Here is a 15,064-nt window from a genome sequence, read left to right on the forward strand (position 1 = left end):
TGGGAGGAGGGCATCAACCAAGGCAAGGCGGTGACACAGGTGGGCGGTGGGACGTCTGAATACCGGAAGCGGCTGGAGCGCGCGGCCGGGGTCCGCTCCTACCGCGGGGCGGGCATCAGCTCGGAGGAAGAAGCCGCCCTGGACGCGCTTGACGCCAAGGAGCGGGAGAAGCGCCGCAAAGTCAGCGACCCAGCCCGGGCCGAGTACCTGGTCCGGGACGCGATGGCGCAGGGAAAGTTCGATGACCTCAAGTACGCCGGCAAGCCGATTCCCGGGCTGGGGGAATCCTACGATCCCGACTGGTGGGTCAAGGGCCTGCTGCAGCGCGAGAACATCAGCGGGCTGGGACCGCCTGCCATCCTGCTCCGGGCGGAGGACGCCGGGCTCGACGCCCAGTTGGATGCGCAGTACACCGAACAGCAGGTCCGCGACCTCGTGACGGATTTTAACCGCCGAGTCATTGATGCGCGCCGCCAGCTCCAGGGCGGGCCGCCGGTGGTCACAATGACCCGGGACGTGGAGGAACAGGTGGAGCGGTGGCGGGCCAGGCGTGCCTCGCGGACGCCTGAGGTGGTTGAGGAGCCCATTCCTGAGCGCTCCTGGTGGCAGCGGCTCTGGAAGGGGCCGGGCTAGGCTGCCGGGTTGGCCAGTTCGTACAGCTGGCACAGGGCGTTGTAGTACCTGCTGGTCTGCCCCTGGTGGATCAGGCCGATCCTGGTGCACACGCTTTGCGACGCTGCATTGGCGGGGTTTGTTACAGCCACCACTCTGGGCAGGCCGCTTGAGAACGCGTAGCTGAGGACCGCCGCCCCGGCCTCGGTGGCGTACCCCTTTCCCCAGTGGTCCGGGTGGAAGTGCCAGCCGATCTCCGTATCCCCCGACGGCTGCAGCGGGAGTTCAGCGCCCGACGCCGGAATGGACTTGAGGAGCAGCGTCCCGGCGAGTGCGGGCTGGCTGTGCCCGGGGACTTTCGGCTGCGCTGCGCTAGTTTGTTGCGCGCGGTTTGGTGGTTGGGCTGTGCCTTTCAGCTGCACGGCCCAGACGGCGTGGACCGGATGTTCCATGGCACGCCACATCCGGATGCGTTCCTCGGCCTCACCGCGGTCTGCCATCACGCGGGGCGGGTTTCCGATGAAGCGTTGCACCTCCCAGCGGGAGTACAGATCCAGCACAAAGTCGGCATCCGCGGGCTCCCAGGGCCGAAGTATCAGCCGCTCTGTTTCAAGGTTCTCCACGCCGTTTATTGTGCACGTGATCCTCCCGGAAGCACCGCTTTTCCACATAGGGCTTTGGGGCGTGGGGAATGTCAGTGGGTGCTGGAAGACTTTGGTCATGGAGACGGTTGGCGTGGCGGCAGCGGAGGCGGGGAATGCGGCTGCCCATGTTCCTTCGCCCGCGGGACTCCGCGCGGCTGCCGTGCAGGCCCCGATTGCCCGTGGTCCTTCTCTTGCCGGTCGCGCGGGTGTTGGTCCCCTACTACTCCACCGCACCACCACTCCCGGGAACCCTTAGTCCGAAACACTCGACCCACGTCCCACGCCGGGCAGTCCTCCCTGGCGCGGGCACGAAACAACAGCGCCGCCGTGGTCCTACTTTGCCCACGGGCCAGATACTGCATCACCGGGCACAGCACCGTATGTCATCCTCTTACGGCCCTAAGGCGGTAGCCTCTGCCATGGCCGAAGCCGCACGCGACACCGTGGAGGTGCTCGGCATGGCCGGACCAACGCCTGCCGGGTGAAGCCGAATTCAAGCAGCCAGCCCGGCGTCCTACCGCTTGGGAGCGGGGGTGGGTGTCGGACTCGGCCCGATCATTGACTGGGGAGGCCCAGGGAATGGCGCAGCGGGATATAGCGGAACCGCCTTCAGCATGTAGTTTGCCCACTGCGGGCCGGCGATCATGTACCCGTCGAGGCGGGGATAGAACGTTCCGTTGATGGTGACGTTTTGGCCGGCACGTTTCTGCCCCTCAAGTGCGTCCCCGAAAAAGGACGCCGTGGCCAGGCCGCTGGTGTACCCCACAATCCAGGTGGCGCCGTTGTTGTTCGAGGTGCCGGTCTTGGCAGCCGTGGGCCACTTGTCGTGAACCTTCGGCTGGATCCAGAAGCCGGAACCCCTCACCAACACGTCCTGAAGGACGCTGTTGACGCCGCGTGCCACATCCGGCTTCACGGCGTCCCTGCACTCGGTTGTTTGGGCGGGAAGCTTTCCGCCCGCAGCGTCCTTGATGTCCAGCAAGGCGATGGGGTTGCAGTAGCGGCCGTCGTTGGCGAAGGTGGCGAAGGCGTTGGCCAGGTGGAGGGGCGCCACGCCCGTAGCTCCCAGCAGGTTGCCCAGCTGGTGCATGTTGATGGGTGTCCCATCCAGGCCGCTGTGCAGGCCCACTGCGTCAACCATCTTTTGGATGCCGCAGAAATCCAGCTGTGCGGCCGACGCGAAGGTGGCCGTATTGATCGAGTTGTAGAGGCCGTAATTGATGGGCATCTTCCGGTAGAAGCCCTCCTCCGAATTCTGCAGGTCATCGGCCGCACCCAGCTCGGGGTTGTTTTGCGCTGTGCTGTAGGCGCCCAGCACCTTGCCGCAGGTGGAGCGCCATGGGAACCCGAGCGGATATACGCGCCGTGAAGCATCAATCTCTGTGGTCAGGGACTTGCCCTCGTTGAGCCACTCCGCGAAAGTGAATGGCTTCATGGTGGATCCGGTCTGGAAACCACCCGCCCCATTCAGGTCGTTCCCCTGCGGATCCCGGGCATCAACGTTGAAGTTCAGCTGCGTGTCAAACTTGCCCGGGTCTGGCAGGAACACGGTGTTCTGCGCCATGGCCAGGATCTTGCCCGTTCCCGGTTGTACCGTGACCAGGGCTGCACCCCACTTGTCCGGATTGGCGCCCGCTGTGCTATCCACCTGGGCTTGTGCCGCCGCCTGCAGCCTGCTGTCCAAGGTGGTGACGATCGTAAGACCACCCCGGTACAGCTTGCGCTCGCGCTCGATTTGGTTGGGCCCGAAGGCCGGGTTGTTGAGGATGAGGTGGGAGATGTAGTCGCAGAAGTAGGGGGCCATGGCGGCATTGGCGCAGCCTTGCCGTTCCGGCGTGATCTTGAGTTCCACCGGCGTGGCTTGTGCTTCGTCATGCTGGGCCTGGGTGATTTTCTTCAGGCGGAGCATTTCGTCAAGGACCTGGTTGCGGCGGGCCAGCGAGTTCTCTGGGTTGATGGCCGGGTTGTAGAAGGTGGGGCTGTTGACCAGGCCGGCCAAGAGGGCGGCCTGCGGCAGCGTTAGGTCTTTTGCGGTGGTGCCGAAGAAGTAGCGTGCCGCGGCCTCGACGCCATAGGCATCGCTGTTGAAGAAGACGATGTTCAGGTACCCCTCAAGGATCTGGTCCTTGCTGTACTTCTTTTCCAGGGCGATGGCCAGCCTCATCTCCCGCAACTTGTCGCCCATGTCTTTCTGGCCACTCAGGACCACTTCGTCAGGCCGGTCCTGGGACAGCCGGGCCTCATTGACCACATTGGTGACGTACTGCTGCGTGATCGTGGATGCACCCTGCTGGTCCCCTTTCGTCACGTTGGCGATTACCGCCCGGAGGATGCCCTGGGGGTCGATTCCCGCGTGCTCGTAGAACCTGCTGTCCTCAATGGAGATGATGGCGTCCTTGATGTACGGCGACATCTGGTCCAGTGGAATCCGCACACGGTTCTCGGCGTAGAACGTCGCGATCGGCTGGCCGTCGGAGGTGAGTACCCTGGTGGATTGCGACGGCGGCTGGACCGTCAGCTCTTTGGGCAGGCCCTCGAAGAAGCCGATCGAATTGCTTACTCCGATCCCGGCTGCCGCAACTGCCGGGACAACCAGGCTGGCCACCAGCACGCCACACATGGCACTGGCTGCGAGGAACCCCACGAACCGTCCCAGGGCGGCGCCGAAACCGCTTCTGCGCTTCTTCTTCTTCTTCGCCATCTGTCAGCCCTCAAGCTTGGAGGTGCGTCCAGCCTACGCCGCTCGGATGGGCTGATCCAGAACTTCGAAGGTCAGGATACGATCACAAAAAACACTTGACCGGCGATACTTAACGACATATCGTTAAGTATCGCCGAAGAGATCGGCGTAAATATGAGAATCGAAAGGTGGATGCCATCATGAGAGGCATTTCTGACGAAAAATTCCCCGGTCCAGAGTTCGCAAAGGGCCGGTTTGAACGAGGCAGGGGACGCCGGGGACCGCATGGTCACCGCGGCGGGGGCGGGTTCGGCCCAGGTTTTGGTCCCGGGTTCGGTCCTGGTTTCGGGGCTGGCTTTGGCCCGGGTTTCGGTCCGGGATTCGGGCGTGGGGGGCGGCGGGCAAGCCGTGGCGACGTTCGCGCCGCCATCCTCTCGCTCCTGGCGGAGTCACCGTCGAATGGTTACGGGCTGATCAAGACCATCGCTGAAAAGACCGAGGGAGCCTGGCGACCAAGCCCGGGCTCCATCTACCCCACACTCCAGCAACTGGTGGACGAGGGGCTGATCGAGGCCATGAGTGAAGGCCGTGGCACCGAGTTCTCACTCACCGAGGCCGGCCGAGAGTACGTGGCCGGGCACGCGGAGGAGATGGACAGTGCATGGAGCGCCGTCCCGGAAGGATCGGACCGCGAGTTCCACCACAGCATCGGCAAGCTGATGGGCGTTATCCATCAGTTCCGCAGCGGTGTCACGGAGGAACAGCGGACCGCAGCCATCGAGAAGCTGGACGAAACCCGGCGGGCGCTCTACAAGATCCTGGCGGACTAGTGGCGGGGCTGCCGGAGCACGGGCGGCCGTCAGGCGAAAGTATCTTCCTTTGCCTGGCGGTCCGAGCCCGGGGTGTCTGAAACCTGGCGGTCTGAACCCTCGGCGGCCTGGCGGCCTGCGGATTGTCCGCTGGCCGGAATGTGGCCGAATACCGCCCGCAACGGGTTGAACCCGGCGCCCACCTCGTTGAATGCGTAGGCGCTCTCGGCGTGCTCGGACAGGTCCACGCCGGCCGTCTCGGCCTCGTGGCTGACCCGGAAGCCGATGGTCTTGTTGATGGCACGGCCGATCACAAGGGTGCCCAGCCCTGAGACCAACAGCGTGATGACTACTGCCGCCGTCTGGGCAATGAGCTGCTGCACGCCGCCGCCGTAGAAAAGACCTCCGCCCTGGCCGTCTGCCGGCAGGGCAATAAACCCGAGTGCCAAGGTGCCGATGAGTCCGGCGCCGAGGTGGACGCCCACAACGTCCAGCGAGTCATCGAGCCCGAAGCGGTACTTGAGGTCAACGAAGATGGCGCACGCAGCACCTGCCACCAGCCCCAGGCCGATTGCGGACACCGGGCTGATATTGGCGCAGGAAGGCGTGATCGCCACGAGGCCGGCCACCACGCCGGAGGCGGCCCCCAGGGACGTGGGGTGGCCGTGGCGGATCTTCTCTGTCACCAGCCAGCTGAGCATGGCTGCGGCAGGTGTTACCAGGGTGTTGATCCAGATAAGGCCGGCCTGTTCGGCGCTGCTCGCCGCACCGCCGTTGAATCCGAACCAGCCAAACCACAGCAGGGCCGCACCAAGCATGATGAAAGGGAGGTTGTGCGGGCGGTGGTTGGGGTCCTTGGCGAAGCCGTGGCGCTGGCCCACGATGACGGCGAGCACCAGCGCGGCCGTGCCGGAGCTGATTTCCACCACGGCGCCACCCGCGAAGTCGATGACCTGGCCGAAGATGGCCGTCACTGCACCGCCTGCGCTCATCAGTCCGCCGCCCCAGATCATGTAGGCGAGGGGGCAGTAGATCAGGGTGATCCATACCGGCACGAACACGGCCCAGGCGCTGAACTTGGCGCGGTCTGCGATAGCGCCGCTGATCAGGGCCACGGTGATGATGGCGAAGGTTGCGCTGTAGCCGGCCTTGATCAGGTCCGGAGAGCCCATCAGGTTCTGCAGCCCGAAGCTGGTGAACGGATTGCCGAAGAGACCCAGGATGCCCTCGCCGGTGGTCATTGAATAGCCCCAGAGGATCCACACCACGCCAACAATGCCGGCCGAGATGAAGCTCATCATGATCATGTTCAGCGCGGCCTTGGCGCGGGTCATGCCACCGTAGAAGAGACCGAGCCCGGGGGTCATCAGCAATACCATCGCTGCCGAGATAAGCAGCCAGACGTGTTGGGCAGAGATCTCCACCGGTGGTCCCTTCGCATGAGATTCAACGGGGCGATGTGCCACCCCGGCTTTTCCCCCGGGGTCTATTTTTCGGTGCCTGTGTTTCAACCGATGCTGCGGAAAGTTGCCATTGCGTTACGCAAAACGCGTCTGCGTGAAGTTCGCGTGTCGGCAATGTTTCGGTCATGTAAACGCACTCCCACCGGCACGGCCCAGCCAGCCGTCGCCTGGCCTGCCGGGCCCGCAGCCGAAGGTAACGCAGGGGAATCCCAAGGTGAGCTCCCGCCGTCGTGCCTCCAGAGGCCAAGGTTTCCTGCCCGTGAACGGCAACTCACCGCCGTCGGACGCTTCTGCGTGCCGTAGCGTGGCACCATGCCGCCGCTGACGAACCTTGGAACGGGCATGGCTGCGTTCACCGTCACCCCTGCTCCCGGCGTCGAGCTGAAGTGCTATGACCCGGGTGGCGACGGGCCTGCCGTGGTGATGCTGCACGGCCTGGCGGGGAGCGCCCGCGAATTCTTTCCGACGGCGGCCGCCCTCCCCGAGTACCGTGCCATTCCCGTGGATCTCCGCGGCCATGGGGGCAGCACCCGCGTCCCTCCCGGCGTTGCGCGGTCGGATTATGTTTCGGATGTTGTCAGCGTCATCGAGCACGTTGGTGGACCGGTGGTTTTGGTTGGCCAGTCAATGGGGGCGCACACGGCCATGCTCGTCGCGGCGGAGCGCCCCGACCTGGTGGGCGGCCTGGTCCTCCTGGAGTGCGGCGCGGCCGGCGGAGACCCGGACGGTCACCGGGCCATGGGGGAGTACTTCAGGTCCTGGCCGACGCCGTTCAGCAGCCGGGGAGCGGCGCGCAGCTTCCTGGGGGATGGCCCGTTGGCCCGTGCTTGGGCCGAGGACCTCGAGGAGCGGTCGGACGGCTTCTGGCCGAGGTTCGATCCGGAAATCATGGCGGAAGCGGCGGCCGGGCTGGCCGCGTCCCGCTGGAAGGAATGGCATGCAGTCCAGGCGCCGGCTTTGGTGGTCTACGGCGGCCGGGGGATGTTCACCCCGGACGCCAAGGACGCGTTCGTGCAGCAGGGTCACCGGGTTTCCCGGGTTGACCTGCCCGAAGCGTCGCATGACGCCCATCTGGATGCCTTCGACGACTGGGTGCGTGCCCTCCGCGGTTTCCTGGACCGCGAAGGGCTTTGACGGGGGACGGGCCTGCCCCTAGAACTGGCGGGCGTTGGCCAGTACGGGCAGCTTCGTGCGTACATCCTCAACGACGGCGGGATCGACGTCCACGACGGCGAGTTCCGGCCTTCCGCCCAACGTGACCAGGGCGCTGCCCAGCGGGGAGACGACGGCGCTGTGGCCGATCCCGGTGGGGGCGCTGCCTGCGGGCCCGGCGCCGATGGTTTCGGGGTCGCCCTGGCCGCAGGCCACCACGAACGTGGTGCTGTCCAGCGCCCTGGCGCGCACCAGGAGGTCCCACTGCTCTGCTTTACCTTCGCCGGCACCCCAGGACGCGCAGACGATGTTCACCTGCGCCCCGGCGCGGGCATTGGCCGTGAAGAGGGCCGGGAAACGGACGTCGTAGCAGGTGGCCAGGCCGAAGACCGTCCCGTTGAGCTCAAACGTCACCGGGCTCTGGCCGGCGTCGACCGTCCTGGACTCGGTGAAACCGAAAGCATCAAACAGGTGCACCTTGTCGTAGGAGGTGTCCAGGCCGGGCCCGGCGACCAGGAGGGTGTTGCGGACGCGGCCGTCCTTCCCCGGCGTGAACATCCCGGCAACGATCGCAATGTCCAGTTCAGTGGCGATGGCGCGGACCTTGTCCGCCCACGGCCCGTCCAGCGGCTCGGCGATATCGGTCAGCGAATGTCCGAAAGCACGCATGGCGGCTTCGGGAAAAACCACCAACTCCGCGCCGGCCGCCTTGGCCTGCGTGGCGTAGTCCCGGATGAGCTCCAGGTTGGCTGCCGTATCGGCGCTGCTGATGATTTGGGCGACTGCGAGACGCATCCATGAACTCCGATCTGTTGTATCCATCATGCACGCCCTGGCCCCGGGCTACTGCTTGTAACCCTCCACCTCGCTGACGGGACGGGTCTCGGCTTCATCCGGGTTCTCGCCGGAGTCCTTTTTCGCGCGGCGCTGCCGCAGCAGGTCCCAGCACTGGTCCAGGCTGATCTCCACCTGGCGCAACCTGGCGTGGTCCGGTGCCTGGCCGTCCCCTGGCCCCTCCCGAAGTGAATGCTCCTCGTCCACGAGGGCCTGTATACGCGTCAGGATGTCTTCGTCGTTCATGCTTTCCCCTTCGTCCGGACCGGTCTCCTCAGCGTACGGAGTCTGTGCAGATGCCACCAGCCCCCGGGCGGTACCATCAAGGTCATGCCCGATGTGCTCGATATGGCAGGACCAATCCTGGAAATGCTGACGTGGATGTGCCTGCCCGTTGGCTTGCTGCTGCTGTTTTACGTGGGCTTCCAGCGCCGCTTCGTGCACCCCTGGGACGTGGCCGAGGCCGTGGTGTACTCGGACAAAACCGGCGTGGGATTCAGGTGGCTGGACCGTAAGCACCAGGTGCACAATGCCCCCATGTCGCCCCATGACATCAGGGACCTGGAAGTCGGCGGGACCCTGCCCATCTACTACCATCCCAAGCGCCCCACGCAGTGGCAGATCACTCCGCCTGAGGAAGCCGGGAAGACAGCCTCGGTGCTGGGGCGGGTGCTGACGGCCATTGGTTCCGTGGCGCTGCTGGCAGGCTTCGTCCTCCCCATGTTCTAGCGGCGGCATCCGGGGCACTACCCGGCGAGCACCACGCCGATCCCCAGGACTCCCAGGGCGATACCCGTGAAAGCCGTCCAGATCACCGCCGTGATGTCTGCGTCGACGTGTTCCGCGGAGACGCCGTGCGACTTGGCGCCGTACCGCCTGCGCTGCGTGAGGTAGATGGCCAGGGCAGCCCCGGCGGACACCGCGAACAGCAGCAGGATGGGAAGCCCGTGGTGCGGCAGCCAACGCAGGAAAAGCGCGCACGCCGTCACCAGGGCCAGCATGGTGCGGCCCCAGGCCAGCGAGGTGCGCTCCGGCTGCAGGCCCGGATCCCCGTGGGTATCACCCGCTGGAACGGACGGTGCCACAGGAATCAGCGCCAGAGGACAAAAACGAGGATGACGGCGGCCGCCACCGCGCCAGCCCCGGCCAGCAGGGGCACAATGAGCGGCAGGGGGAGGGGCGCCTTATTCCGCATGCTGCGTTCCACGCGGAGCCACCTCAGCGCGGCGCCGGCGCTGAGCAGCATGCCCAGCAGGAGCAGCACGATGGCCAGACCCTTGCGGACAGGTTCCAGGAACAGGTCCGAGGTGAACGCCTCGATGGCAATGCCACCGGCCAGCAGGGCCAGGGAGGTCCGGATCCAGGCGAGGAACGTCCGTTCGTTGGCGAGGGTGAACCTGGGGTCCGGTTCCTCGCCGCCGGGCAGCAGCCGTTCGGCGATCTTGCCGCGCGACGGCGGTGCGGCGTCTCCGGGTGCTTGCTGGCTGTTGGTCACGGTGCCAGTTTAGCGGCGGCTCATCCGGCGCTTCGCGGGGCAAACATGATTACTGCCACCCCCAGCAGGCAGATGACGGAGCCCGCCACGTCCCACCGGTCGGGCCGGAAACCGTCGAACATCATCCCCCAGGCGAGAGATCCGGCAACGAACACCCCGCCGTAGGCCGCCAGGATCCGGCCGAAGTGGGCGTCCGGCTGGAGCGTGGCCACGAAGCCGTAGGCACCCAGGGCGATCACACCAAGTCCCGCCCACCACCAGTCCTTGCCTTCCCGGACCGCCTGCCACACCAGCCAGGCTCCACCGATTTCTGCCACGGCAGCCAGAGCAAACAGCACGATGGTCTTGAGGACGCTGACAGCTTCTTCCGGGATACCCACCCGGCCATCATGCCAGCCGGGAATGCCGGCAACGCGGGAATGCCACCGGGCAGCCGGAGGTTGGGGCAGGTATGGAGCGCATAGGATTCCTTTCATTCGGCCACTGGGGGCCCGGTCAGGGCTCCCGCACCAGGACCGCGGGCGAGGCGCTGGTACAGGGCATCGAATTAGCCGTAGCCGCCGAGGAACTCGGAGTGGACGGTGCCTTCTTCCGGGTCCACCACTTTGCCCGCCAGCAGGCCTCGCCGTTTCCGCTCCTTGCCGCCATCGCAGCACGCACCCGCCGGATAGAGATCGGTACCGGTGTCATTGACATGCGTTATGAGAACCCGCTCTACATGGCGGAGGAAGCGGCAGCCACTGACCTGATCAGCGGGGGCAGGCTTCAGCTCGGCATCAGCCGCGGATCACCCGAGCCGGCCCGCCAGGGTGCTTCAGCTTTCGGCTACGTGCCCCGGGACGGCGAAACCGACGCAGACATGGCACGCCGCCACACCGAGCTGTTCCGGAAGGCGGTTACGGGGGCAGGAGTGGCTGAAGCCGACCCCCGGTATGCCGGTGGTGCCACCGGCCTCCTGCCCGTGCAGCCGCAGTCGCCCGGACTGGGGGAGCGGATCTGGTGGGGAGCCGGCACCCGCAAAACGGCCGTTTGGGCGGCGGAACTCGGAATGAACCTGATGAGTTCCACCCTGCTCACCGAGGACACCGGCGTGCCTTTCCATGAACTCCAGGCGGAACAGATCCAGCTGTTCCGGGATACCTGGCAGGCGGCCGGCCACTCCCACCAGCCAAGGATCTCCGTCAGCCGCAGCGTGCTGCCCATCGTCGATGACGAGGACCGCCGTTATTTCGCCGGCAGTGCCCTCCGCGACGGCCGGGACCAGGTGGGCATCATTGACGGACTTACGGCGAGGTTCGGAAAAAGCTATGTGGGCGAGCCCGACCGGCTCGCGGAGGAACTGGCTGCGGATACCGCTGTCCAGGCCGCTGACACCCTTCTCCTGACAGTTCCAAATCAACTGGGCGTCGAGTTCAACGCGAAACTCCTGGGGAACGTGGCACGCTACATTGCTCCGTCCCTGGGCTGGAATCCGTCCAGGGAGTGACCGGGTGGGAACTATCTCCGTGACCCAGCCGTTACTCTTAAGGTGCGGCTTGGGGGCTTAGCGCCCAAACCAGTATGGCTGCAGGACGGTCATATGACGGAGAGAGAGAAATATGGCTCGCGCCGCCTTAGGCTTGACTGCATGATCAGGCTACGACAGCTGGCCCAAGCGGCTTCGGTGCTTACCACGCCCTTGGCTCCCGAAGATATCCTTGCCCTTTTCAACCCCGTCTTTTCCGCCCGGCAACTCCGCGGCGTCGTCACCCGGGTTGTCCAGGAAACCGCCCAGTCGGCCACCATCTTCTTCCGCCCCGGGCGGGGCTGGCAGTCGCACCTGGCCGGTCAGTGGGCCCGCATCGGCGTCGAGCTGGACGGCGTCCGGCACTGGCGCTCCTACTCCCTCAGCGCCGCCGCCGGCAAGGACCCTGCCATCACCGTGACGGACGTTGGAGCCGTGTCCGGCACCCTGGTGCGCACCACCCGCCCCGGCGACGTGTTGTTCCTTGCCCCGCCGCAGGGCGACTTCGTCCTGCCCGAGCACCCCAGGCCGCTGCTGATGGTTACCGCCGGCAGCGGCATCACTCCGGTGATGTCCATGATCCGTACGCTGGTGCCGCGCCGCCCGGATGCCGACGTCGTACTCGTCCATTCCGCCCGCACGCCCGGGGACAGCCTGTTCCGCGAGGAACTTGCCGAACTTGCGGACCAGTTCCCCAACTTCCGCCTCGCCCACTGGTTCACCGGCGAGCAAGGCCGGATGGACTTCTCCAACACCAACCAGCTGGACGAGATCTGTCCCGACTGGAAGGACCGTGCCGCCTACGCCTGCGGCCCGGACAGCTTCCTGGACGACGCCGAAGCCCTATGGAACCGCGCCGCCCTCACCACCGCCGCGCCCGGCACCGACATTGCGGTGGCCGGCAGCGCGGGCAACCTCATGATCGAACGGTTCAACACAACCTTTGCCGCGGGTGTGGGGCACGACGGCGGCCTGGTCACCTTCGAAGCCTCGGACCGCGAGGTGGAGGCCGACGGCGACACCCCCATCCTGGACGTCGGAGAGGACGCCGGGGTGCTGATGCCCAGTGGCTGCCGGATGGGCATCTGCCACAGCTGCCTCACCCCACTCCTGTCCGGCCAGGTCCGCGACCTCCGAACCGGGGAAATCCACGGCGATCCCGGCCAACTGATCCAAACGTGTGTCTCGGCAGCCGCCGGACCCGTCAACCTCGAACTCTGAGGAGCAGAATAATGTCTGTCATCTCACCCGCTAAGGCCGCCTCCACCGGAGGGGCGAACGCCGGCAGCTCAAGGACGCGCCCCGGCAAGCTTGCCGAGTCCGGCAGCCCCACCGTACGGCCCCCTGCGGCCGCCCATCTGACGGACGAGCAGGTGGCGGAGCTGGGCCGCGAGCTCGATGCCATCCGCGACGAGGTCCTCGCCAAGCGCGGCGCGGAAGACGCCGCCTACATCCGCCGGGTGATCAAGGTCCAGCGTGGCCTGGAAATCTCCGGCCGCGCCGCCCTGCTGGTTGGCAAGAACAAGGCTGCCTGGGTTGCCGGCACCACCCTGCTGAGCCTGGCCAAGATCCTGGAAAACATGGAGATCGGGCACAACGTGCTGCACGGCCAGTGGGACTGGATGCGGGACCCGGACATCCACTCCACCACCTGGGAGTGGGACTTTGTCACTCCCTCGCGCTCGTGGCAGCACACCCACAACGACCTTCACCACCGCTGGACCAACGTGGTGGGCAAGGACAACGACGTCGGATACAACCTCCTGCGGATGGACGAACAGCAGCCGTGGAAGCCGATGAACCTTGGCAACCCGCTGTACAACGCCATCCTGGCACCCCTCTTCGAGTGGGGCATCGCCATCTACGACCTCGAACTGACAGAGTTCAAGGAAGGCAAGAAGTCCAAGGAAGCGCTGCACAAGGACCTCAAAGCCCTGGGCAAGAAGGTGATCACGCAGTTCACCAAGGACTACGCCGCGACTCCCGCCGTTGCCATGCTGACCGGCTCCGGAAAGCAGGCGCTCTACGGGACGCTGACCGCCAACGCAGTGCGGAACGTCTGGGCCCATGCAGTGATCTTCTGCGGCCACTTCCCTGAAGGCACGGACACCTTCACGGAGGAAATGGCGGAAGGCGAGACCCGCGGCGACTGGTACATCCGCCAGATGATCGGCTCGGCCAACATCTCCGGATCGAAATTCATGCACATCATGACCGGTAACCTTTCGCACCAGATCGAGCACCACCTTTTCCCGGACCTGCCCTCCAACCGGTACGCCGAGGTTGCACCCAAGGTCCGTGAGATCTGCCAGCGCTACGGTTTGAAGTACACCACCGGTCCGCTGCTGAAGCAGGTCGGGTCCACCTGGGGCAAGATCTTCAAGCTGGCGCTGCCGGGCAAGGCTGCCAAGGCCTGACCACAGCCGCGCCGCCGGCTCTAGGCCCGCCTGCCGGGTGACAGCACCATGTCATCCAGCTTCGGCAGGGCGTGCCTGAGCCGGTGGTCCGCCTGGTCCAGCACGTCCTGGGCCGAGGACAGGCTGCCGTCCTCCACCAGCACGGTGGCGGTGCCCTGCAACCGGTGGCCGCTCCAGCGCAGCTGCAGGCGCTGCACCGCCAGGACTCCCGGAGTGCCTTCCAGTGCCTCGGCGGCACGGGACACCAGGTCGGGTTCAATGCCGTCCATGAGCCGGCGACCGATACTGCGGACGGTTCCCCACAGCAGCACCATGATCGCTATTGAAATCAGCAGGCCGACGACGGGATCCGCCAGCGGGAAGCCCAGCATCACGCCAAGGGCACCCAGCACCACGGCCAGGGACGTGAAGCCGTCCGTCCTGGCATGGACGCCGTCGGCCACCAACGCGGCGGACCCGATTCTGCGGCCTACGCGGATGCGGTAGATGGCCACAGCTTCGTTTCCGGCGAAGCCGATCAGCCCGGCCGCCATCACCCAGCCCAGGTTCTGGAGCGGCTGCGGATGGATCAGCCGGTCCACGGACTGCCAGCCGGCCACCACTGCCGAGAGGGCCACCACCCCCACGATGAAGAGCCCGGCAAGGTCCTCCGCCCGCCCAAACCCGAACGTGTAGCGGCGGGAGGCCGCCTTCCGGCCCAGGATGAAAGCGATCCACAGCGGCACCGCCGTCAGGGCATCGGAAAAGTTGTGGATGGTGTCCGCGAGCAGCGCCACGGAACTGCTGAACAGCACCACCATGAACTGCAGCACGGTAGTACCCAGCAGCACGAACAGGCTGATTTTCAGTGCACGGATCCCCTCGGTGCTGGCCTCCATAGCGTCGTCGATCGAATCCGCGGAGTCGTGCGTGTGGGGGACGAACAGCTCCATCAGCCAGCCCTTGAAGCCGCTGTGGTGATGGTGGCCGTGGTCATGGCTGTGCTCGTGCCCGTGGCTGTGGCCGTGCCCGTCGTGGGTGTGCCGGGCCGCCTGCTGGCCGGGTCCAGTCATGACACGTGCCCCTCTCCGCCCTGGCCCGGCAGTCGGTGGTGGGCCGGTTCGCCACCCAATGCGTGCTCCGCCTGGAAGATGGCGTCGGCCACGAGCTGCCGGGCATGCTCGTTCTCCAGCCGGTACAGCACCCGGGTCCCGTCCTGGCGGGTGGAGACCATGCGGGCCAGCCGCATTTTCGCCAGGTGCTGCGAGACGGCGGCAGGGGACTTTCCCACGACGTCCGCCAATGCACCCACGGCCATTTCGCCGCCGCGCAGCGCCAGGATGATCCGCACCCGCGTGGCGTCGGCCAACATGGAAAAGACCTCAACGGCCAGCTCCACGTATTGGCTGTCCGTTGCCAGCGAGCATCTGTTCTTATCTGCATTCATGCGCATATAGTTTCACATGAATGTCATG

At 65.9% G+C, this 15,064-nt stretch carries 17 protein-coding genes; 7 read left to right on the top strand and 10 right to left on the bottom strand.

Annotated features, from left to right (window positions below; translation table 11 throughout):
• Positions 1-39 precede the first annotated feature (39 nt).
• Positions 40-633 carry a DUF1992 domain-containing protein gene (locus tag QE394_RS12870; RefSeq protein WP_056077719.1) on the top strand — a complete coding sequence of 198 codons (594 nt, stop codon included), beginning with the start codon at positions 40-42 and terminating at the stop codon, positions 631-633.
• On the opposite strand, the gene QE394_RS12875 is transcribed toward QE394_RS12870, so the two are convergent.
• Complete coding sequence (locus QE394_RS12875; protein WP_349034710.1) at positions 630-1,235, bottom strand: GNAT family N-acetyltransferase; 606 nt, start codon at positions 1,233-1,235, stop codon at positions 630-632. The genes QE394_RS12870 and QE394_RS12875 overlap by 4 nt on opposite strands.
• A 535-nt stretch (positions 1,236-1,770) precedes the next feature.
• The gene (locus QE394_RS12880; RefSeq protein WP_349034711.1) at positions 1,771-3,957 is read right to left on the bottom strand and encodes a transglycosylase domain-containing protein; all 2,187 of its coding nucleotides are present in this window, start codon (positions 3,955-3,957) and stop codon (positions 1,771-1,773) included.
• Positions 3,958-4,136: 179 nt separating this feature from the next.
• Here QE394_RS12880 and QE394_RS12885 point away from each other — a divergent pair, with 179 nt between their 5' ends.
• Positions 4,137-4,766 (top strand): PadR family transcriptional regulator, encoded by a 630-nt coding sequence (locus tag QE394_RS12885; RefSeq protein ID WP_056078176.1) that lies wholly within the window; start codon positions 4,137-4,139, stop codon positions 4,764-4,766.
• Positions 4,767-4,795: 29 nt separating this feature from the next.
• Here the strand turns inward: QE394_RS12885 and QE394_RS12890 are convergent, their stop codons facing one another.
• Positions 4,796-6,169, bottom strand: a complete 1,374-nt coding sequence (locus QE394_RS12890; protein WP_349034712.1) for an ammonium transporter — start codon at positions 6,167-6,169, stop codon at positions 4,796-4,798.
• A 351-nt stretch (positions 6,170-6,520) separates the two neighbouring features.
• Here QE394_RS12890 and QE394_RS12895 point away from each other — a divergent pair, with 351 nt between their 5' ends.
• A complete protein-coding gene (locus tag QE394_RS12895; protein ID WP_349034713.1) occupies positions 6,521-7,342 on the top strand; it encodes an alpha/beta hydrolase in 822 nt (273 codons plus the stop codon).
• An 18-nt stretch (positions 7,343-7,360) separates the two neighbouring features.
• On the opposite strand, the gene QE394_RS12900 is transcribed toward QE394_RS12895, so the two are convergent.
• On the bottom strand, positions 7,361-8,155 hold the full coding sequence (locus tag QE394_RS12900) for a carbon-nitrogen hydrolase family protein (RefSeq protein WP_349034714.1): 795 nt from the start codon (positions 8,153-8,155) through the stop codon (positions 7,361-7,363).
• A 48-nt stretch (positions 8,156-8,203) separates the two neighbouring features.
• A complete protein-coding gene (locus QE394_RS12905; RefSeq protein ID WP_056078022.1) occupies positions 8,204-8,440 on the bottom strand; it encodes a DUF2630 family protein in 237 nt (78 codons plus the stop codon).
• A gap of 84 nt (positions 8,441-8,524) precedes the next feature.
• On the opposite strand from QE394_RS12905, the gene QE394_RS12910 reads away from it, so the two are divergent.
• Complete coding sequence (locus tag QE394_RS12910; RefSeq protein ID WP_056078025.1) at positions 8,525-8,923, top strand: hypothetical protein; 399 nt, start codon at positions 8,525-8,527, stop codon at positions 8,921-8,923.
• 17 nt (positions 8,924-8,940) lie between these two features.
• On the opposite strand, the gene QE394_RS12915 is transcribed toward QE394_RS12910, so the two are convergent.
• From QE394_RS12915 to QE394_RS12925, 3 genes are read right to left on the bottom strand one after another with little or no spacing between them, the layout of a single operon-like run.
• Complete coding sequence (locus tag QE394_RS12915) at positions 8,941-9,279, bottom strand: DUF202 domain-containing protein (RefSeq protein WP_261620263.1); 339 nt, start codon at positions 9,277-9,279, stop codon at positions 8,941-8,943.
• 5 nt (positions 9,280-9,284) lie between these two features.
• Positions 9,285-9,689: a DUF202 domain-containing protein gene (locus tag QE394_RS12920; protein WP_349034715.1), complete on the bottom strand. Its 405-nt coding sequence runs from the start codon at positions 9,687-9,689 to the stop codon at positions 9,285-9,287.
• 20 nt (positions 9,690-9,709) lie between these two features.
• Positions 9,710-10,069, bottom strand: a complete 360-nt coding sequence (locus tag QE394_RS12925; protein WP_056078035.1) for a YnfA family protein — start codon at positions 10,067-10,069, stop codon at positions 9,710-9,712.
• Between the two features lie 71 nt (positions 10,070-10,140).
• Between QE394_RS12925 and QE394_RS12930 the strand changes: the two genes are divergently transcribed.
• The 3 genes from QE394_RS12930 (at position 10,141) to QE394_RS12940 (ending at position 13,610) form a co-directional block, all read left to right on the top strand.
• Entirely contained in the window at positions 10,141-11,175 is a 1,035-nt protein-coding gene (locus tag QE394_RS12930; protein ID WP_349034716.1) for an LLM class flavin-dependent oxidoreductase, read from the top strand.
• 141 nt (positions 11,176-11,316) lie between these two features.
• Complete coding sequence (locus tag QE394_RS12935) at positions 11,317-12,414, top strand: ferredoxin reductase (RefSeq protein ID WP_349034717.1); 1,098 nt, start codon at positions 11,317-11,319, stop codon at positions 12,412-12,414.
• 11 nt (positions 12,415-12,425) lie between these two features.
• Positions 12,426-13,610 carry an acyl-CoA desaturase gene (locus QE394_RS12940; RefSeq protein WP_261620266.1) on the top strand — a complete coding sequence of 395 codons (1,185 nt, stop codon included), beginning with the start codon at positions 12,426-12,428 and terminating at the stop codon, positions 13,608-13,610.
• Positions 13,611-13,630: 20 nt separating this feature from the next.
• Here QE394_RS12940 and QE394_RS12945 read toward each other — a convergent pair whose 3' ends face one another.
• On the bottom strand, positions 13,631-14,662 hold the full coding sequence (locus QE394_RS12945; protein WP_261620267.1) for a cation diffusion facilitator family transporter: 1,032 nt from the start codon (positions 14,660-14,662) through the stop codon (positions 13,631-13,633).
• Complete coding sequence (locus QE394_RS12950; protein WP_349034718.1) at positions 14,659-15,036, bottom strand: metalloregulator ArsR/SmtB family transcription factor; 378 nt, start codon at positions 15,034-15,036, stop codon at positions 14,659-14,661. Before QE394_RS12950 ends, QE394_RS12945 begins: the two co-directional genes overlap by 4 nt.
• Positions 15,037-15,064: the final 28 nt, after the last annotated feature.

The organism is Pseudarthrobacter sp. SORGH_AS 212, from assembly GCF_030818145.1.
GTDB lineage: Bacteria > Actinomycetota > Actinomycetes > Actinomycetales > Micrococcaceae > Arthrobacter.